Genomic DNA, 17,904 nt, shown 5'->3' with positions numbered 1-17,904 from the left:
AGGTCTTCCAGGATGGAAGTTCTCACGCTCACCATCCGCCGGAAGACCTCGACTTGCACCACCCTACGTTCGCGACCCCTGACCTGACCACGTTCTGCCGTCTCGACGAGCTCGGCCTTCAAGCCGTCGGGCAGCTGCTCGAGCCTGATCGGGCGGTGCTTGGCTTTGTCAACGTCTTGTGGCCCAGGGGGGACGGCCTGATTTGGCCCATCCAAGATGGTGTCTTCTGAAGGGCTGTGTTCGTCAGGCTGGATGGTGCGCGTTGCCGGATCGAGTTTGCAGTATCGCGCGGAGGACATTGATCACGTCGTCGTGGTCCGTGTTCGTGGCGGCGGCTTCGTCGACGAGTTCGCGGATTCGCCGGATCACCGATTGAGGCAGCACTGCGGCGGAGTCTGCCACGCGCGTCCCGGCCGCGGTCCGGGTGACGACGAGTCCATCCTGCTCGAGCATCTTGTAGGCCTTCGCCGCGGTGCCCTGCGCGACTTTGAGGTCTGCGGCGGTCTGGCGCACCGTGGGAAGCCGCTCGTTCGCGCCCAATTGGCCTGAGACGATGAGCCCGCGAAGCTGCCGGTAGATGTCGATCGCTGGGTTGCTCTCTTCGGGTGTGGTGACGACGACGTGCGATGTCATCGCGTTGCCTCCAGGGTCGCCGGTGTCTCGGTCGGAGCCGATGGTTGGCGGGTCGCTGGGCGGCGTCGCAGGCCACTGCCAGCGACGAGGAGTAGCAGCACGAACCCGGTGATCTCGAGAATGGGAGCGCACCATCCCGCGGCGACGGCGAGCTCGGCGTATCGCCAGGCGGCGTCGTAGGGGTTGTCCCCGTTCTGCCCCGTGACGGTCAGGTGGGAAACCGATCCCGAGTTTGCGATGAAACGCCAGGCGCCGGCGAGTGTGAGAAGAACCGCCGCCGTTGTCACGCGTGTGACGTTGCGCGCGGCCTCTCGACGCGCAGCCCGCTCGGCGATGAGGGTCTCGGTGTGGAGGTATGGGCGCGCCGCATTGCGATCGAACGCGGACCAGGCGACGGCGAGCAGGGCACCCAGGCTGGTGAGCACCGGCAGCCCGTAGGTCCACCCGTAGAAGGGCAGACGGATCGGGTCGATCGTGCTTTCGTTGGGGATGGGAATGACGAGCCAGACGTATTGGCCCTGCACGTTGGGTGACGATGCGAGACCGGCAGCAACGGTCGTCACCACGAGGATCAGAGCCGTGAGCCCCAGGCTGATGAGCGCGAACCGGGAGCTGAAGCTCACCCAGCTTCGACGTTCGGCCGAAATCACGGGAACCTCCGCCGGGGTCGTCCCCCTCGTCACGATGAAAGCGAGGACGATGCCGAGACCGATGATGGCGCACGCGATCGGGGTGGTGAATCGCCACCAATGAAGACGATCCGCACCAGTGAGGATGTAGCCGCGGATCACGTAGTCAACGAAGAAAAAGACGAGCACCCCGGCCGCGGCCCATCCAATCGCACGCCGCTCGGGTGCGTATCGCGCTCGAACTGATCGCGGCTCTGCGGTAAGCGGCCGTGCAGCAGCAGAAGCCCGTGACGTGTAGAGACCTATACCTGCCGCAAGGACCAATGCCACGAAGAACGAGACTGCAGGTAGCGAGAACGCTCCTGCGATCAACTGGGCTGGGTCGAACATGCGCGCACCGCTCATCAACATCACTCATCCAATCTCTTGTGCCACTTGTCTATCACAAGTTGTACCAGATGAGGAGCACAAGATCTGGATGCTGGCGGCCGTCTGGACCGCTAGCGCGCTGGCGTCTTCCTGGTGTGGTTGAGTCGATATGAGTCGGTCCCGGTCTCGATGATGGTGCCGTGGAAGGTGAGTCGGTCGACGATCGCCGCGCAGAGTCTCGGGTCGGTGAATGTCTTCGTCCATCCGCTGAAGGCTTCGTTGGTCGCGATCGCCACGGATGCCTTCTCTTCTCTCTCGGTGAGGACTTGGAACAGGAGTTCGGCGCCTCTGCGATCGAGTTCCATGTAGCCGAGTTCATCGATCAAGAGCAGGTCGACGCGACCGTAGCGGGCGATGGTGCGGTTCAGTTGCATATCGTCGGCGGCTTCGACGAGCTCGTTCACGAGCCGGGTCGCGAGCGTGTATCGGACCCGGTAGCCCTTTTCGGCTGCGGCGGTGCCGAGCCCGATCAGGAGATGCGACTTGCCGGTGCCGGAGTCGCCGATGAGGCAGAGGGGTTCCCCGCGGCGGATCCAGTCGCCTTGCGCGAGGGTGTGGATGGTGGCGGGGTTGATGTTCGGGTTCGCGTCGTAGTCGAAGTCGCCCAACCATTTCTGCCGCGGGAAGCCGGCGTTCTGGACCCGGCGCGTGATGGAGCGGCGGTCCCGGTCGTCGACCTCGGCGAGGAGCAGCTCGGCGAGGTAGCCGAGGTAGGACAGTTGCTCCCGTTTCGCGGTCTGCGTCGCCTCTTCCATCACCGCCCGGATCGTCGGCAGCCGGAGCCGTCGGCAGGCGGAGTCGACGGCGGCCGCGGCGGCTTCCTCAGTCAGGCCGCGGCGGTGGCGGAGCGTGGTCGTAACGTTCGTGAGGGTCGGACTCATGCGCCGGAGGCTCCTTCACTCATGGATGCGGTAACCGCGTGTTTCGCGGCTCTCTTGGTCAGCAATGCGTCGTAGCCGGCGACGGACGGGAGGGGCCGGTTGTCTTGCGGGAGGCCGGCGATGACCGCGGCCGGGTCGGTGAGACGACGTTGCGTGAGCGACACCACCTTCGGCAACGTCGGCGCCTCGATGAGCGCGATGTCATTTTTCTCGAGCTGGGCCGCCGCGAGGCGCGCTTCCACGGCGACGACGTCGGCAGTGACCGCGCCGACGGTGAGCGCGGCACTGATTCCAGCGAGCACCGCCGGGGTCGGCATAGTGCGGTGCAGCAGGAGCACGTCGATGAGCTCTCTCGTGCCGGCTGCATCACCGTTGACCTTCCTCGATTCCGCCCAGAACCCCTCATGCAGCCCAGTGAACGCGCCCGTGTTGCGGGCGTGGGCGAGGGCGGTGGAGCCGCCGAGAGCGCCGGGCTTGTGCTGGAGCACCTCGAGGTAGTGATCGAGCTGGACGGATTGCCCGTAGCGTTCGATGACCCGCTCATGCCGGGCCACGACCTGCCGGCCGTCGAATACGACGAGCTCAGACGCGCGCAGCGAGACGCGGAGTTTGCGGCCGATGAGCCGGACCGGGACGGAGTACTTCGCCTGCCGCACCGTCACCAGCCCGGACCTGTCGACCCGCGGGTAGAGCTCCAGGCCCGGGTCGAACCGATCCCTCGGCAGCTGCGCGAGATGCTCCCGATCGGAGGAGAGGTCCTGGGCGACAGTGCTGATCTTCTGCCCGATCCGCCGTCTCTCATCCCGCAGATCCCATTCACGGATCCGGGCGTTGAGCTCGGCGAGGGACGCGACGACGGGCATGGGTGAGAGCCAGGTGCGGCGGAACCTGCCAACCTCGCCCTCGATGCCGCCCTTCTCGTGCGCCCCGTTGATCCCGGGCTCGCAGTAGAACGCGTCGAACCCGTAATGCGATCGGAACAACGCCCACCGTGTGGTCTCTACCCGCGCCCGGCCGGAGAGAACCTGCGTGACTGCGGGTGAGAGGTTGTCGTACTTGATCTGCAGCGTTGGGACACCGCCGAGTTCCTCGAACGCGTCGATATGGCCTTCCAGGAACGCCTCCAACGCCTGCGTCGGGTAGACGCGGTGCACGGCACGCCCCGAGTGGGAGAGGCGGAACGCGAACATGTAGCACTTTGTCTTCACCCCAGCGAGGATCACCCACAGCTCCCCGAAATCGACCTCCGCCTCAGCGCCGGGCGCGTGTTCCTGCGGGACCATCGCTCGCGACACCCCGCTGGTGCCAAGGATCTCCGGCCGCCGCCACCGCACGTAGTCACGCACCGTCGGGTAGCCGACATCGGCGCCGTGCTCGTCCAGGAGCCGGTGCCAGATCCGGGTCGCGGTCTGCCGCTGCTTCCGCGGCGCGTCGATGTCCTGCCGCAGCATCCCGTCGATAAGCTCCCGCACCCCATCGAGCTTCGGCGCTGCCCGGACCGGGGTCTTCCGCGCCGGCGGCTCTGCGGACTCCAACGCCTGACGGACCGTGCGTCGATGCACTCGGAACCGTTTCGCCAGCGCGTTGATCGACAACCCCTCGACCCGCGCCGCACGACGAATCTCGGCGAACTCTTCCACCCTCGACCTCACAGGCCCCTCCTCGCTCGATACCGAACGAGGACACCCTCAGCCCTGGGCCAAATCAGACCGACAACGACACCCCGGCAGCCGACGAGCTGGGCCAAATCAAAGCGACAAGCCTGGGCCAGCTAAGCGTGACAGAGCCAGGTGCTGGAGTGCCGCGTCGTCGAGGACGACCCGTGGTGTCGGAAGTGCGGCGCGGAGGGCGTGCCGCGTGACACGGTGACGCGGCCGCTGGCGCGTGAGCCGTTCGGGCATCGGCCGACGACGCTGCTGGTCCGGGTGCGCCGCTACCGGTGCACGCACTGCCGCCGGACCTGGCGGCAGGACACGTCGAAGGCGGCGGCGCCGAGGGAGAAGATCTCCCGCGGCGGGATCGGGTGGGCACTCACGGCGATCGTGGTCGACCACCTCACCGTCTCCCGCGCCGCAGCAGGGCTCGGGGTGTCGTGGCATACCGCGAACACCGCGATCATCGCCGAAGGCAAGCGTCGCCTGATCGACGACCCGGCGAGGTTCGACGGGGTCACCACGATCGGTGTCGACGAGCACGTCTGGCGTCACACACGGTTTGGCGAGAAGTACGTGACCGTGATCATCGACCTCACCCCCACGAGGAACAAGACGGGCCCGGCCAGGCTGCTGGACATGGTCGAGGGCCGCTCGAAGCAGGTGTTCAAGGAGTGGCTCGCCGCCCGGCCTGCGGAGTGGTCGAGCCGGATCGAGGTGGTCGCGATGGACGGGTTCTCCGGGTTCAAGACCGCCGCGGCCGAAGAGCTCCCCGACGCGGTCCCGGTGATGGACCCGTTCCACGTCGTCCGCCTCGCCGGCGACGCGCTCGACCGGACCAGGCAGCGCGTCCAACAAGACACCCTCGGGCACCGCGGTCACGCCGGCGACCCGCTCTACGGGGTCCGCCGCACCCTCCACACCGGCGCGAGCTTCCTCACCGAGAAGCAGACCGCGCGGCTCGACGCGGTGTTCGCCGCCGAGGAGCACGTCGAGGTCGAAGCGACCTGGGGCATCTACCAGCGCATCGTCGCCGCCTACCGCGAACCCGACAAGAACAAGGCGAAGGAGATGATGCGGGCGGTGATCGACTCTGTCAGCAACGGCGTCCCCGCGCTGCTCAAAGAGGTCCGTCGCCTCGGCCGCACACTGAAGCAGCGCGCCGCGGACATCCTCGCGTTCTTCGACCGCCCCGGAACGAGCAACGGCCCAACGGAGGCCATCAACGGCCGGCTCGAGCACCTTCGCGGTTCCGCCCTCGGCTTCCGGAACCTCACGCACTACGTCGCCAGATCGCTCCTCGAAGCCGGCGGATTCAGACCGCTCCTACACTCTCATTCGCGATGAGCCGAAAAAGGGGAGATCGGGACCGGCTCTGCCGGCTCCGATCTCCCCTTTCCCAGGGATCAGGAGATCATCAGTGGTCGCTGTGATCGGCGATCAGGCCGTACTCGCTGAGGAGTGCACCGATCTCCGTGTCGTCCACCTTGTTGTGAAGCAGCTTCCGGGCGATAGGGCCGCCGGGGAGATGCACCTCCTCGCCGTCGCGCAGCCGGCTGGTCGCCGAGAGCAGCTTCCGCACGTCGTACGTGGAGTTGAAGACCTCGGGCACGCCGCGTTCGATGTCCAGCAGGGTGTAGACGGCCTCCATCGGCGTGCGCACCGAGTACTCCGTCGTGAAGATGCAGTCGCGCTCCTTGGACTCGGCGAACTGCCCGATGAAGGCGAAGTTCACCGATCCTTCCGGGACGACATCCGGGCGGTCTCCGGCCTGCCGCGGCATGAAGAACGCGGTCACGTAGGGCATCATCACCGGAACGGTCTTCGCAGCATTGGCCGCGAGCTCGGGGATCTCCTCGACGGGGACGCCGAGATGATAGAGCCACTCCTGCGCGATCTCCTCACCGGTGGACTCCTGAATGGTCTTTCCCGTGTAGTCCCCGGGCACGTCGGAGAACAGGGCGTAAACCCACACCACGATCTCGTCGGGCTTCTGCTGCTTGAAGTGGGGCTGCCGGTTGACGGTCCATGACAGGAGCCAGCGGGAGTCCCGCGCGGTGACGATACCTCCCGTGACCACCTTCCCGCTGAAGGGGTCGCGCTTGGCGATCTTCTCGATGTACGCCGGGATCCGCGCGTCTAGGGTGGTGACGGTGGCCGACTCCCATTTCGTCTGCGGGATGTGATCGGCGAAGACTCCCGGACGCCCGAACGCGGGGTCCTTCTGCGCGATCCGCCGCCACAGGTCCCAGGCGGGTGCGGGGCCCTCGTCCAGACGTGCGGGGGTGTGCTGGTCTCCCTCGTTCGAGTTCTCCGTCAGCGATCCGATCGTCATGAACAGCAGGTCGTTCTCCGACAGGTCGACGCCGTCTCCCGGTGCTCCCTCCGGCCCCGAGACCCAGTGCAGACGCGTGGCCTGCTTGCGCGCACCGTCGGCGGAGATGTCGAAGTCGACATCCGTGACCTGCGTGGAGAAGTGGAACGTCACGCCCTGGTCGAGCAGCCACGTGTACAGGGGCAGGACGAGGGACTCGTACTGGTTGTACTTGGTGAACTTCAACGCCGAGAAATCGGGCAGGCCGCCGATGTGGTGGATGAACCGGTGAAGGTACAGCTTCATCTCCAGTGCGGAGTGCCACTCCTCGAAGGCGAACATCGTCCGCCAGTAGAGCCAGAAGTTGCTCTCGAGGAAGTCCTTGCCGAACACCTCGTCGATCCGCTTGTTCTCCATCTCCTCGCGAGTGGCGAGGAAGACTTTGACGATGTCCTTCTGCGCCTTCTCGCTCAGGCCGAACTTGCCGTCGGTGTGTGCGTCCTGGCCTCGGTCGATCGTGGCGCGCTGCAGGGAGTAGTTCGGGTCGTCCTTGTTGAGCCAGTAGAACTCGTCCAGGACGCTCGCTCCTTCTACCTCGAGGGACGGGATCGAGCGGAACAGGTCCCACAGGCACTCGAAATGGTCCTCCATCTCGCGGCCGCCGCGGATCACGAATCCCTTCTTCGGCTCCTTGATGCCGTCGAGCGCGCCACCGGGCAGCTTCAGCTCCTCGAGAATGGTGATCTTGTTCCCGGGCATCTGGCCGTCGCGGATGAGGAACGCGGCACCGGATAGGGACGCGAGCCCTGATCCGACGAACCAGGCCGACTTCTCATCGACACCCGCCGGCTTGCGGGGCCGCGCGAACGCTTCGTAATTCCCGCTCGTATAACGCATCTTTTTCTTCCTTCTCTGTTCCTTGGTCACTCGTAGTCGTAGAAGCCGTGGCCCGTCGAGATGCCGAGCTTGCCCTTGTCGATGTAGTTCTCCTTCAACCAGGCGGCGATCTTCTGAGCCTCCGGGCTGCCGTGCGACATGATGTTGTACGGCGTGGTCAGCCCGATGACGTCGTAGATCTGGAACGGCCCCATGGGGGCGCCGGTCGCGATGCGCCAGACCTTGTCGACGTCATGCGGCTCCGCGTATCCGCCGGCGGCGAGCTCGGCTGCGGCGTTCAGGAAGGGCACCAGGAGAGAGTTCAGGACGTAACCTGCCTTCTCCTTGTGGATCGGAATCGGCACCATGCCGATCTCGGCCGCGAAGTCGACGATCTCATCGAAGACGGCGGGGTCGGTCTCGTCCGTTCCCATCACCTCTCCGGTGTTGAACTTCCAGACCTGATTGGCGAAGTGCAGAGCGAGGAACTTCTGCGGCCGGCCGGTGAAGTCCTTCATGTCGCTGGGCAGCAGCGTCGAGGAATTGGTCGCGAAGATCGTCTTCTCCGGCGCCACCTCGGCGAGCTTCTCGTAGGTCTCCTGCTTCAGCTTCAAGACCTCGGGGATCGCCTCGATCACCAGATCCGCGTCCTTGACGGCGTCTGCCAGGTCGGAGGAATACGTCAGGTTCTCGAGCGCCTTCTCCGCCTTCCCCTCGGCGGCCCCGGCGACGCCGTCCTGCTTGTAGGTCTCTGCCAGTGACGAGAAACGTGACTTCGCCTTCTCGAGAATCTCGTCACTGATGTCGTAGGCGACGACGTCGAAGCCGCTGAACGCCGTCTGGAACGCGATCTGCGATCCCAGGACGCCGGTGCCGAGGACTGTGACCTTGTGGATGCTGCTCATTCTGCTCTCCTTCATTTCCTGTTCTGTGTGGTTGTCATGGTCGACGTTCGCCGGTTGCCTCGCGGGTCGCCGCCAGCCCCCGCACGATCTGCGCGATCTGGTGGCGGAGGTCGTCTCGCAGATCGTGTCCGCGGTGGGCGCCGGTGTACAGCCGAGCGATTGCGAGATGGACCACGGCGAAGACGGAGCTGCTCGCGACGCGTGCGGCGTCGTGGTCGTCGGTCACCCCGCGTCCTCGGTCGCTGTCGACCAGGCGCGCGGCGAGTGCTTCCTCGAAGGCCTGCACGTGAGCGAGGCCCTCGAGCCGGAATCTCTCGGACGGCGACCCGAAGAGCAGCTCGCGCTGGTAGGTGGCCGCGTTCTCCGGCGACTCGCTCGCCCGTGTCACGAGCGGCTCGACCAACGCGACCACGGCCTCGACCGGGTCGCTGACCGATTCGGCGCGCTCCAGGCCCTCGCGAAGCGCCTCGTCGAGCTTGGAGTTGTAGACCATCAACAGCAACTCGCTCTTCGAAGCGGCGTACCGGAACAGAGTGCCTGCGGCCACGTCTGCCCGGTCCGAGATCTGCTGGGTGGTCACGGCGCTGAAGCCCTCGGCGTCGAACAGTTCGGCTGCCGCCTCGGAGATCCGCCGCTGCTTGGCCTCCATCGACCTCGACCTTCGACTGACTGCGTTCGTAGCGGACATCCGTTCCTCCTTCTGAAATGGATCGTACTCATTAATGAGTGCACGCCGCAATGGGGGTGGACGTCTTGCGTTCGGTGCCTTCGTGCCCGCTTCTGCTCACTCCGCGTCCGCGGGCCGCCGCGATGGGTTGAAGTAAGGGTCACCTTACTTGTAGGCTCGCGGTCGGCGGCGGAACACTAGCTCGTGTCGGTCCCGGTACGCGGCTGGGCCGTCCAGCGCGAGGGTCACGAGTGCCGGGTCAAGGCGGTGCAGGATCGACCGGACCGTCGAATAGCTTGGACGGGCGCACCCGATGCGGTCGGCCTCGGCCATGGCGAGCCGGTGCAAGGCCGTCATCCCGGGACGCGGTTTGGTGAGTCCGAGCTGCTCAACGAACGCGACCAGGTCTGGGTCGGTGCGCCGGGTCCCCGCGTCCGCTCGCGCGCTCGGTTTCAGCCCGTCGATCCCCGCCACCGCGTAGTCATGGTTCCAGCGTTGAAGGGTGCGCAGACCGATTCCGGTCTCCCTGACCAGCGTGGCCAGGGGAATGTCATCCTCGACATGGAGACGCAGGATCCGCCACCGGGCCAGCGCGTCCATGGCACATCTAGTCGCCGACCGCTGCCGGGGTGCCGGTGGCGTGCTGATGACGGTAGAGCGTCGCTCTGGACCATCCGACCAGTCGGGCTGCGTCTTCGGCGGTGCGTCCCTTCGCGCGCGCGTCTCGCACGATCGCAAGCTTCTCCTTCACGACGCCCGGATCCACGGGTGGCCGGCCGAAGCGCGTGCCAGCCTGCTTCGCCGCGGCGATGCCGGCGTTGACTCGCTCGGTGATCAGTTCACGCTCGTACTCCGCCAGCGTCGCGAGCATGCCCAGCATCATCCGCCCGGACGAGGTCTCGGGGTCGATGCCATCCGAAATCGATCGAACCTTCACGTCCTTCTCGCGCAGCAGGTTCACCGTGTTCAGCACGTCGATGAGGGAGCGCCCGAGTCGGTCGATGCGCCAGACGACCACCGTGTCGCCGGGCTCCGCGTACTCCAGAAGTCTCTTCATCCCTGGCCGCTGCACCGCGGCACGGCTGCCCGAGGTCACGTCTGAGAAGACGTCCCTCGCCTCAACACCCGTCGCGCCCAGGGCGTCGAGTTGCAGGCGCGCGTCCTGACTGACGGTGCTCACGCGCGTGTACCCGAGAAGCCTCACCCGATCAGCATGCCTCACAAACTCCTGTCGCGCGACCCCGTGAGGCAGAGCGCGATGAGGCAACTTTTCGAGACGTTCTCAGCGCCCGAAATTGTGTGACGACGGCACCCTTTGACGCATCGCTCATCATGTCTCATTTAGCTGTACATATTCGAGACACCGATGGGGTCCGGCGGGCGGTGGTGTTTGTCAGCGCAGGTCTTGGTGTCAGCGGGCTACGGGGTTGACGGAGACGATCTCGATGTGGAGGTCGTTCAAGGCGGTAAGCAGCCCCAGGAGGTGCGACTGGTCGGGCACGTCGCCAATCAGTCGTGTCAGTCCGTCCGTGTCGGTGTCGATCTCAAACGCAGTGAACGAGTCCGTCAGCGCGGGGCTCATCCGGCCACGAACCATGACCTGGTAGATGCGCGCACTCATTTCGCCTCCCGCGCTCGTCCGTGCCAGCCGGTGGTGTTCCATGCTTGCCTGCAACCTTCGTAGAACCTCACCCGGACATGGTGATTCCGCGGGTCTCCGGGCGGAGCTGACGACTGATGGCCGGCGGCACTAGCCCACGCCGCGGTCATGGAAGGCGGTGTTCGACGACGTCGACGTGTTCATGTCGGATGGGTTCGCTGACGTGCTGTTCGCTAATGACGTTGGCGACGTTCACGGTGATCTTCTCGACCGGAACGATGCGGGTGGTGACGGTCAGCTGTTCTTCGCGCAAGACGATCACGATCGGTAGCGTCGGTGCGTTCGACGATACCGAGCTCCGACTGTTCTGGCCGGTGATGGGTGCGCGGGTGATGCGGAGTTCCTCGCGGCGCACGTCTGCGGTGAACGTGCGCGTTTCGGTGACGATGACCTTCTCGATTCGGATCGCCTCGACGGGGACTGTTTCGGTGCTGACGTGAAGGTGTTCCTCGTGTCGCACCAGTTCCGGATCGTCGGTCGGGGTCATCGCCGCGGTGCGGGCGGGCCGGCCTGGCGACCACCCGGCCGCGATCGGAACAGCTTCAGCGCCAGGGGAAGAAGGATCGGAAGTAAGCGGATCAGCTTGTGCATGGGTGGTTTCCTGTCAGAGAGGGGTGGTGCTGGCCCCGCCAGGGAGCGGGACCAGCACCACGCGGTGTTCCGGGGCGATCAGACCCGGGGCGGCAGCGTGGGACGCTGCGGCTGGGTGCGGGTGGCGTTCTGGACCTGGTCCTTCGCCTGCTTGGCCTGCTCCGTAACGCTGGGCGCGTTCTTGGCTTCCTGCTGGATCTTCGGCGCCTCTTCTTCGGCCTTGGTCAGCATCGCTTCCCAACGCTGCTGCATGGGCTTGATCAGTCCACCACCGGCGCCGACGATGATCACACCGGCGATGATCGCGAGCACGGCGATGAGGATCGGGGTGGTGACGGTCGTGGCGACCTCGATCTGGTTCAGCGCGGCGGTGACACCGAGGAACAGGATGAAGATCGCGACGATGTTGGCGAGGATCTTCCCGTACGACAGCCCGCCCAGGGTGTTCTGGATGAGCCCCTTCGCGCCGGCGGCGATGGCGGCGGCGATCACGATGATGATGATCGCGACGATGATCTTCGGCAGGAACCCGATGATGCCTTCCAGCAGGTCGCTGACCGGGTTGGGTCCGAACACACCGAACGCGAACTGCAGCACGAACAGCACGAGCGTGTAGTAGACGATCTTCCCGACGATGTCGGACGCGTCCAGTTTCGACTTGGCCAGTGCCTTCTTGATTCCGCCGCGTTCGACAAGACGGTCGAAGCCGACCTTTTCGAGGAGCTTCTCCAGCCCCTTGGAGATGAGCTTCGCGACGATGAGGCCGACGATCAGGATCAGCAGGAACAACAGGGCGAGCGGGACGAACGTGATGACCGCGGCCAACGCGTCCTGCAGGATGACAGGGATATTCATAGTGGTGACTCTCTTTCAGAGGGATTGGTGACGCACACCGAGTGGGCTCGAGGGTGTCAACGGAATTGCGATTGTTGCGGCGGGGTCAGGGGTGGGTGAAGTCGTGCCGGCCAGGAGCCCGCTCTGAACTGACCGGCACGACAGGGGGGGTCTACTTCGAAGGGGTGCTGTCCGCGTCGGGGTCGATCAGCTCGATCTCTTCGTGAGACACGTCTTCGGTGACCTGCTGCTGGTCGGTGACCGTCTCGGTGCCGAGTCTGACGCGCTCGACCGGGACGGTTTCCTTGCTGGTGACGACTCGCTCCCCGGTGAGGACCACTTCGTGCTCCTCCGAGGTGAGCTCCCCGCCGGCCATCGCGTCGCCGAGGTTGGCGTCGGTGATGGGTTCGCGGGTGACGGTGATCTCTTCGTGGCTGACCGGGACGGTCTTGGTGACCTGCTCGGTGACGATGTGCTTGCGCAGCCGGGCTCGGCCGGTCTCGACCTTCTCTGTTCCGACGTGCAGCTGCTCCTCAGACCGGGTCATCGCATCGCCGGTGGTGGGACCGGAGGTGTCGTAGCCCTCCGTGTCACGGGGAGCGGCGTTGCCCCGGTCGATGTCCTGGTCATACAGTGCCGCGTCAGGGGCGGCGGTGCCGTTGCCGTAGTAGGTGTATAGCGCGTCTTCTTCTTCGCGGCTGATCTCCCCGTCGCTGTCAATTCGCGGGGCGTCCTTGACCGTATCTTTCGGGTATGCGACACGGACCTGGTAACCATCGAAAGACGCGTCGTCCAGCGGGGCGAAGGTTTCCGAGGTGCCGAACAGGCCGGTCTTGATGGTGACCCACGTCGGGGTCTGTGCTTCGGCGTCGACATATACCTGGCCGACCGAGCCGATCTTCTCGTCGTCGGAGCCGTACACGTCGGCGCCGATCAGGTCGTTGATGTTGGTGGTGTCAATCATGGTGATGGTTCTCTTCTTTCTTCCCGATACGGGCGCCCGGGAGCTCAGGGTGTGGTGGGTCAGCGGCCGAGGCCGGCCCTATCGACACGGCGGTGGTAGCGCATCCCGGCGAGGCCGCCGAGGATCGCACCGCCGAGCGCGATCAGCGCCGCGACGATGGCGGTGATGATGCTGCCCGCGGTGAGATCGCCCTCGCCGATGGGGATGCGGGGGAAGCTGTTCAGGTTGCCGAGCACGTTGAACTGGGCACCGGCGACGGCGGTGATGATCGCCAGCACCACGGCGATGATGATGGCCCACAGCCACACCGCGATTCCCTGCTTGACGCCGTCGAAACGTGCCATCCGCCCGGCGACATATCCGCCGCAGAAATACGCGATCAGCAGGATCAGGGCAATCACGATCCCGCCGATGATGCCGATCGTGGCCGCGTTCTCCGCTGCGGCATCGGCGGCCTCGCCCGGGTCGACCTGGTTGCCCAATCCGACGGCGGTGCCGGTCGCAGCCAGCAGCGCGGTGAGGAGGACGGCGGTGCCGGTGGCGGTCAGCCAGCCGAAGAACGCGGAACCGAACTTCATCCCCCCGAACTGTTCCTTTTCCCTCTCCAGCACCTCCTCACGGGTGCTGCCCCCGCCACCGACCGCATGAGCGGCAGTCGCGGACGGGGACGTCGTGTCCCGCCGGTCGTAAGAGTCGTTCGTGCGGTTATCTGACATGAGCTCTTCTCACTTCTCGTTCCGCGGCCCATGCGAGATGACGCGGACGCTGCCTTGTCGAGGATCACGACGCCGGGAAGGACCGCGCGTCGCTGACGTTGTGATTCATTTGTGATGCGTGTGAACTAGGTGCGAACGTCTCTTCGCACCTAGTTCCGGCTGGCCGGGTTCCGGAGGGTCCGCGCCCTGCGTACACCGTAAGCGGCCTGCGGCGACCGTGAGGCGAGGATTGACATGGAGGTGCTTTGTGAGTAAAAGCGCGGCGGGATCGTCGCCCAAAGGACTCAGCCGCGAGCTGATCGTGAAGAACGCGCTGGAGATGATCGACGAATCGGGCGCGCAGGGCTTGTCGATGCGGACCCTGGCGCACCGACTGGATACCGAAGCGATGTCGCTGTATCGGCACGTGCATGGCAAGGAGGACCTCCTTGAGGCGGTGGTCGCGCTGCTGATGAGCGACCTGACATCCGCGCTCGAGAAAGAGACCGGGGCGCATTGGCAGGCCTTCTTGCAGACCGTTGCCCACGAGGTCCGCCGGATCGCGATGGACCACCCCATGGCCTTCCCCCTGGTGGCCACCCGGCACCCGGCGGCGCCCTGGCTGCGCCCTCCGCTGCGCAGCGTCGAGGTCGTCAACACGTTCCTGACCGCCCTGATCGGCCAAGGGTTCACCGACGCGCAGGCCGTCGGCGCCTACCGGTCCTTCAGCAGCTTCCTGCTCGGACAACTCCTTCTGGAATCCGCGGTCCGTGGGGCTCAGACGGGCCCGGTGGAGGAACCGCTGGACGAAGGGGACGCGAGCATCCCGCAACACGACGGCAGCATCTCGCTGGACAACGCCGATGAAGTGGTGCGGCTGCGTCCCCTGCTCAGTCAGGACCGCAGCCAAGAAGAATTCGAAGTGTCCCTCGAAGTGCTCCTGGACCGGCTCGACCGCGAACTGTCACAGTAACCAGTGGTCCCGGGCCAGGCAGCATGTCGTCAGGGGGGCTCCGAGACCTGACGGTCCTCCCCGCACCCGTGCAATGAGGTCCCCGCCGTTCCGGCGAGCCCCGCTGGAACGCCAAGCCGCGTTGAGGCGATGTTCAGGCAGGCGGAGGCTGTTCGGCCGGTGGTTCCGGCAGCAGGGTGAGGCCGTGGGGTCCGCTCGCCGCGGTCAACATCGCCTCCACCCAGGCCCGGTTGATGGGTGGGTACTGGGTGGCGAAGAACAGGAACTGTAACGGGACGCCGGAGTGGATCCAGAAGCTGCGGTAGCCGCTGCCGTCGCGCATGTCGACCTCGAACATGCCCACTGAGTCGACACTGGCCGAGCTGCGTGAGCGCGCCAAGGCGCAGAAAATCCCCAGTACTACCGCCTCAATAAGGCGGCGCTGATCAAAGCGCTGCACTCGACGTCACCGGAGTGAAGACGTGGCGCGCTCCATCGCCAGAGGCGTAAGCCTTTGGACGGCGGCCGCGGTCAACCCGCCGTAGAAGCGACTTCCTTCATCGCAGGACACTTCTCTCTCCAATCAGCCGACATAAAGCGATCACAGAACGCCGCGGAGGAGCGCCAAAGCTCACACGCACCGGGGTTTCGCATCACATCTACCCGCCAATCCACGGGATCTTGCCGACGACCTCGGGGGTGGTGCAAAACCGATCGGTTTTGCACGCCCGGTATTCATCGGTGAAAACCGATATGATCGGCGAGTGACGATGACACAAGATCTTGCAGCTGCTGTCTCCCTGTTCCACTCTCTTGCCGATCACAGTCGCCTGTCGATACTGCGTCGGCTGTCAGCCGGTGAAGCTCGGGTGAGGGACCTGACCGATGAGCTCGGCTTGGCGCAATCGACCGTGTCGGAGCACGTTGGATGCCTCCGCGAATGCGGGCTTGTCGTTGCCCGCAGTGAGGGCCGGCAGAACTTTTACTCTGTCTCCACTCCTGAGGTGATCGATGTTCTCGAAGCGGCCGAGCGACTCCTCGCCGCGACGGGTTTCAAGGTCGATCTGTGCAAGACGTACGGGAGCGACGCCCGATGATCGGAACCATCGTGGCCGCCATCGGCCTGTTCGCGGCGACGAACATCGACGACATCGTCGTCCTCACCGTTCTGTTTCTCGCGTCCGCACGCGGAGCCCTCCCGGGATGGAAGGTCGTGGCCGGGCAGTACCTCGGCTTCATCGCCCTGGTCGCAATCAGCAGCCTCGCCGCCGCGGGCCTGACCATCGTCCCGGACGAATGGGTCGGGCTGCTGGGCCTGGTCCCACTTGCGATCGGTGTTTACGGGCTGATTCGTACGCTCCGACGTCGCGGCGACGATGACGGCGACGACGAAAGCTCCATCAGCGCCGGGGGCCTGCTCGGAGTTGCCGGCATCACCATCGCAAACGGCGCCGACAACATCTCGCTGTACACCCCTGTGTTCCGCACCAACCCTGTTCCGGACACCATCGTCACCATCATCGTGTTCTTGGTCCTGGTCGCCGTGTGGTGCCTTGTCGCCCGCTTCGTAGGTACCAGCAAAGCCGTCACAGAAGCCCTCGAGAAGATCGAGCACTGGCTCGTGCCGGCCGTGTTCATCGGGCTGGGCCTGTACATCCTGATCGAGTCCGGCGTGATCGTTCGCCTCATCGAAGTCCTGTCGTGAGCAGATTCACACGCCTCCTCGCTGCCACTGCTGCCGTAGTTGCCGCCTTCACGGTCGACCAACTCACCAAAGCGTGGGCCCTGTCCTACCTCGACGGAGGCCGTGATATCGACCTTGGGCTGGGCGTATCCCTGCGCCTCGTGTTCAACCCTGGGGTCGCATTCGGTCTCGGCGGCGATGTAGGAGCGCCGCTTGTCGTCGGCGTTATGGTCCTTGTCGCCGCGCTGCTCACGTGGATCGTCATCCGAGTGCTGCGGAGGCAGAGCATGGGCGCTACTGCGCTGCTGGCTGCCGCCGCCGGCGGCGCGATCGGCAACCTGTGGGACCGCACCACACGCGCTGAAACCGGACCGCTCAGCGGAGAGGTCGTCGACTTCATCGCTGTCGACTGGTTCGCCATCTTCAACGTGGCTGACATCTTCACAACCCTCGGCCTGCTCGGGTGGGCAGCCTTGTATCTGCTCCGTCGAGACCACGCTCCCATCAGCGGGAGCACCGGTGACGGTTCCCAGCACCGCGGCTGATCTGGGAACGAGGAGGGCCCGCACGGGTATTCGTGCGGGCCCTTCGCGGGTGGCGGAGGGCGGTGCCCGCCGCGATGCGCGTTACTGCTGGTAGGGGATGAGGCTCAGGCCGCTGTCATCGACGACGAGGATGTCGCCGTTGTTGGTGATGGTGACGGCTTGGGCGGTGCCGTGGATCGTTCCGACTTCGAACCAGTTCTGCGCTCCCGCGGTTGTGGCCCAGATCCGTCCCTGGGTGCCGATACCGACCACGCGGTTGTGGTCCGGGGAGGCGCTGAGCCCGGCAAGAAGGGGAGCATCCGGCCACGCCTGAAATGTGGCAGCCCGATCGGTGCTGACCAGCAGACCGTCCGCGGTGGAGGCCATCACTCGCCCCGCTGCGTCAACGGCAAGCGACATGGCATAGACGGGTGCCCCGGTGGGCTGCCAGGAGACACCGCCGTCTGTGCTGGTGAGCATTTCATTGGCGTCGGTGGCGACGCCGTAGAGCGTTCCGCGGGGGTCCGCGGCGAGGGCGTGAAAGTCTTTCTCGCCTGTGAATGCGGTGGGTTGCCAGCTCTGCCCGTTGTCGGAGCTTCGGATGATGCCCAGGTTGGGGGCTCCCAGCTCGGGCGGGGTGGTCCGACCGGGGTGGCCGGATGCCACGAGTGTGTCGTCGAGGACGGTCAGGCCCATCGCATCGAAGTCCGTCTTCGCCAGGCGGGCGCCCAGCTCACCGTCACGGGTGACGGTGAAGATGCCCTCGTGGGTTCCGATAAGGAATCCATCGGTGGCGGGGTCATCAACGATGCCGTGCACGTGCGTGAGCGGCTGCTCGGGGTGGTCGTCACCGGTGAGGGACGGTGAAGTGGCGCAGCCTGCGAGAGCAAGCGCGACCATGGGGACGAGGGCGGCCAAGGACAGGGCGCGGGTGCGGGAGCCCGGCGCGGTGAGGTTGGTGTGGTGGTGCTGCATGGGGGTGCGTTTCGTCTGATCGGGTGGTGGGGCGCGGTG

General features: G+C 65.6%; 20 protein-coding genes and 1 pseudogene. 5 read left to right on the top strand and 16 right to left on the bottom strand.

From position 1 onward, the window contains the following. Positions 1-243 precede the first annotated feature (243 nt). The 4 genes from P8R59_RS00600 to istA form a co-directional block, all read right to left on the bottom strand. Complete coding sequence (locus tag P8R59_RS00600) at positions 244-633, bottom strand: GntR family transcriptional regulator (protein ID WP_278100878.1); 390 nt, start codon at positions 631-633, stop codon at positions 244-246. Continuing rightward, positions 630-1,451: a hypothetical protein gene (locus tag P8R59_RS00595; protein WP_278100877.1), complete on the bottom strand. Its 822-nt coding sequence runs from the start codon at positions 1,449-1,451 to the stop codon at positions 630-632. The genes P8R59_RS00600 and P8R59_RS00595 overlap by 4 nt, the downstream gene beginning before the upstream one ends. A 311-nt stretch (positions 1,452-1,762) precedes the next feature. Then, the gene (gene istB, locus P8R59_RS00590; RefSeq protein WP_278100876.1) at positions 1,763-2,572 is read right to left on the bottom strand and encodes an IS21-like element helper ATPase IstB; all 810 of its coding nucleotides are present in this window, start codon (positions 2,570-2,572) and stop codon (positions 1,763-1,765) included. Next, a complete protein-coding gene (gene istA / locus P8R59_RS00585) occupies positions 2,569-4,224 on the bottom strand; it encodes an IS21 family transposase (protein ID WP_278100875.1) in 1,656 nt (551 codons plus the stop codon). The genes istB and istA overlap by 4 nt, the downstream gene beginning before the upstream one ends. Before the next feature lie 138 nt (positions 4,225-4,362). Between istA and P8R59_RS00580 the strand changes: the two are divergent. Further along, positions 4,363-5,571 (top strand): annotated as a pseudogene (locus P8R59_RS00580) (ISL3-like element ISPfr18 family transposase); the annotation flags it as partial. A 70-nt stretch (positions 5,572-5,641) separates the two neighbouring features. On the opposite strand, the gene P8R59_RS00575 reads toward P8R59_RS00580, so the two are convergent. The 10 genes from P8R59_RS00575 to P8R59_RS00530 all read right to left on the bottom strand — a co-directional run bounded on the left by P8R59_RS00575 (position 5,642) and on the right by P8R59_RS00530 (position 13,613). After that, the gene (locus P8R59_RS00575; protein ID WP_160897567.1) at positions 5,642-7,435 is read right to left on the bottom strand and encodes an oleate hydratase; all 1,794 of its coding nucleotides are present in this window, start codon (positions 7,433-7,435) and stop codon (positions 5,642-5,644) included. A gap of 26 nt (positions 7,436-7,461) precedes the next feature. After that, positions 7,462-8,319, bottom strand: coding sequence for a 3-hydroxyacyl-CoA dehydrogenase (locus P8R59_RS00570; protein ID WP_045247274.1), 858 nt, complete (start codon positions 8,317-8,319; stop codon positions 7,462-7,464). Between the two features lie 34 nt (positions 8,320-8,353). Continuing rightward, positions 8,354-8,968, bottom strand: a complete 615-nt coding sequence (locus P8R59_RS00565; protein WP_084603825.1) for a TetR/AcrR family transcriptional regulator — start codon at positions 8,966-8,968, stop codon at positions 8,354-8,356. A 183-nt stretch (positions 8,969-9,151) separates the two neighbouring features. Next, positions 9,152-9,586 (bottom strand): helix-turn-helix domain-containing protein, encoded by a 435-nt coding sequence (locus P8R59_RS00560; protein WP_160897566.1) that lies wholly within the window; start codon positions 9,584-9,586, stop codon positions 9,152-9,154. 7 nt (positions 9,587-9,593) lie between these two features. Continuing rightward, complete coding sequence (locus P8R59_RS00555; protein ID WP_070434801.1) at positions 9,594-10,190, bottom strand: recombinase family protein; 597 nt, start codon at positions 10,188-10,190, stop codon at positions 9,594-9,596. Between the two features lie 207 nt (positions 10,191-10,397). Further along, the gene (locus P8R59_RS00550) at positions 10,398-10,607 is read right to left on the bottom strand and encodes a hypothetical protein (RefSeq protein WP_138173521.1); all 210 of its coding nucleotides are present in this window, start codon (positions 10,605-10,607) and stop codon (positions 10,398-10,400) included. Between the two features lie 145 nt (positions 10,608-10,752). Then, positions 10,753-11,133, bottom strand: coding sequence for a DUF2382 domain-containing protein (locus P8R59_RS00545; protein WP_138173523.1), 381 nt, complete (start codon positions 11,131-11,133; stop codon positions 10,753-10,755). A gap of 182 nt (positions 11,134-11,315) precedes the next feature. After that, positions 11,316-12,092: a mechanosensitive ion channel family protein gene (locus P8R59_RS00540; RefSeq protein ID WP_138173525.1), complete on the bottom strand. Its 777-nt coding sequence runs from the start codon at positions 12,090-12,092 to the stop codon at positions 11,316-11,318. 151 nt (positions 12,093-12,243) lie between these two features. Next, complete coding sequence (locus P8R59_RS00535; RefSeq protein WP_138173527.1) at positions 12,244-13,035, bottom strand: DUF2382 domain-containing protein; 792 nt, start codon at positions 13,033-13,035, stop codon at positions 12,244-12,246. A gap of 59 nt (positions 13,036-13,094) precedes the next feature. After that, on the bottom strand, positions 13,095-13,613 hold the full coding sequence (locus P8R59_RS00530) for a hypothetical protein (protein WP_308192659.1): 519 nt from the start codon (positions 13,611-13,613) through the stop codon (positions 13,095-13,097). A gap of 385 nt (positions 13,614-13,998) precedes the next feature. On the opposite strand from P8R59_RS00530, the gene P8R59_RS00525 reads away from it, so the two are divergent. Next, positions 13,999-14,703 (top strand): TetR/AcrR family transcriptional regulator C-terminal domain-containing protein, encoded by a 705-nt coding sequence (locus tag P8R59_RS00525; protein ID WP_239277153.1) that lies wholly within the window; start codon positions 13,999-14,001, stop codon positions 14,701-14,703. 133 nt (positions 14,704-14,836) lie between these two features. Here the strand turns inward: P8R59_RS00525 and P8R59_RS00520 are convergent, their stop codons facing one another. Next, positions 14,837-15,040 carry a hypothetical protein gene (locus P8R59_RS00520; RefSeq protein WP_138173529.1) on the bottom strand — a complete coding sequence of 68 codons (204 nt, stop codon included), beginning with the start codon at positions 15,038-15,040 and terminating at the stop codon, positions 14,837-14,839. 412 nt (positions 15,041-15,452) lie between these two features. On the opposite strand from P8R59_RS00520, the gene P8R59_RS00515 reads away from it, so the two are divergent. Genes P8R59_RS00515 through P8R59_RS00505 form a run of 3 tightly spaced genes read left to right on the top strand, consistent with a single transcriptional unit; the run spans position 15,453 to position 16,911 of the window. Next, positions 15,453-15,779, top strand: coding sequence for an ArsR/SmtB family transcription factor (locus P8R59_RS00515; RefSeq protein ID WP_058233674.1), 327 nt, complete (start codon positions 15,453-15,455; stop codon positions 15,777-15,779). Continuing rightward, complete coding sequence (locus tag P8R59_RS00510; RefSeq protein ID WP_160897565.1) at positions 15,776-16,387, top strand: cadmium resistance transporter; 612 nt, start codon at positions 15,776-15,778, stop codon at positions 16,385-16,387. Before P8R59_RS00515 ends, P8R59_RS00510 begins: the two co-directional genes overlap by 4 nt. Then, on the top strand, positions 16,384-16,911 hold the full coding sequence (locus tag P8R59_RS00505; protein ID WP_278100874.1) for a signal peptidase II: 528 nt from the start codon (positions 16,384-16,386) through the stop codon (positions 16,909-16,911). Before P8R59_RS00510 ends, P8R59_RS00505 begins: the two co-directional genes overlap by 4 nt. 81 nt (positions 16,912-16,992) lie before the next feature. Here P8R59_RS00505 and P8R59_RS00500 read toward each other — a convergent pair whose 3' ends face one another. Further along, positions 16,993-17,865 (bottom strand): F510_1955 family glycosylhydrolase, encoded by an 873-nt coding sequence (locus P8R59_RS00500; protein WP_278100873.1) that lies wholly within the window; start codon positions 17,863-17,865, stop codon positions 16,993-16,995. Between the last annotated feature and the right edge of the window lie 39 nt (positions 17,866-17,904).

The sequence above is a fragment of the Microbacterium proteolyticum genome (assembly GCF_029639405.1).
Classification (GTDB): Bacteria; Actinomycetota; Actinomycetes; order Actinomycetales; family Microbacteriaceae; genus Microbacterium.
This window is presented reverse-complemented; position numbering and strand designations above follow the sequence as displayed.

Excerpts from the sequence above, each read along its gene's own strand:
- P8R59_RS00570 (WP_045247274.1), bottom strand. The coding sequence starts at position 8,319 with ATGAGCAGCATCCACAAGGTCACAGTCCTCGGCACCGGCGTCCTGGGA.
- P8R59_RS00510 (WP_160897565.1), top strand. The coding sequence starts at position 15,776 with ATGATCGGAACCATCGTGGCCGCCATCGGCCTGTTCGCGGCGACGAAC.
- P8R59_RS00500 (WP_278100873.1), bottom strand. The coding sequence starts at position 17,865 with ATGCAGCACCACCACACCAACCTCACCGCGCCGGGCTCCCGCACCCGC.
- P8R59_RS00575 (WP_160897567.1), bottom strand. The coding sequence starts at position 7,435 with ATGCGTTATACGAGCGGGAATTACGAAGCGTTCGCGCGGCCCCGCAAG.
- P8R59_RS00535 (WP_138173527.1), bottom strand. The coding sequence starts at position 13,035 with ATGATTGACACCACCAACATCAACGACCTGATCGGCGCCGACGTGTAC.
- P8R59_RS00540 (WP_138173525.1), bottom strand. The coding sequence starts at position 12,092 with ATGAATATCCCTGTCATCCTGCAGGACGCGTTGGCCGCGGTCATCACG.
- P8R59_RS00565 (WP_084603825.1), bottom strand. The coding sequence starts at position 8,968 with ATGGAGGCCAAGCAGCGGCGGATCTCCGAGGCGGCAGCCGAACTGTTC.
- P8R59_RS00545 (WP_138173523.1), bottom strand. The coding sequence starts at position 11,133 with ATGACCCCGACCGACGATCCGGAACTGGTGCGACACGAGGAACACCTT.
- P8R59_RS00520 (WP_138173529.1), bottom strand. The coding sequence starts at position 15,040 with ATGTTCGAGGTCGACATGCGCGACGGCAGCGGCTACCGCAGCTTCTGG.
- P8R59_RS00530 (WP_308192659.1), bottom strand. The coding sequence starts at position 13,613 with ATGAAGTTCGGTTCCGCGTTCTTCGGCTGGCTGACCGCCACCGGCACC.
- P8R59_RS00515 (WP_058233674.1), top strand. The coding sequence starts at position 15,453 with ATGACACAAGATCTTGCAGCTGCTGTCTCCCTGTTCCACTCTCTTGCC.
- P8R59_RS00550 (WP_138173521.1), bottom strand. The coding sequence starts at position 10,607 with ATGAGTGCGCGCATCTACCAGGTCATGGTTCGTGGCCGGATGAGCCCC.
- P8R59_RS00600 (WP_278100878.1), bottom strand. The coding sequence starts at position 633 with ATGACATCGCACGTCGTCGTCACCACACCCGAAGAGAGCAACCCAGCG.
- istB (WP_278100876.1), bottom strand. The coding sequence starts at position 2,572 with ATGAGTCCGACCCTCACGAACGTTACGACCACGCTCCGCCACCGCCGC.
- P8R59_RS00560 (WP_160897566.1), bottom strand. The coding sequence starts at position 9,586 with ATGGACGCGCTGGCCCGGTGGCGGATCCTGCGTCTCCATGTCGAGGAT.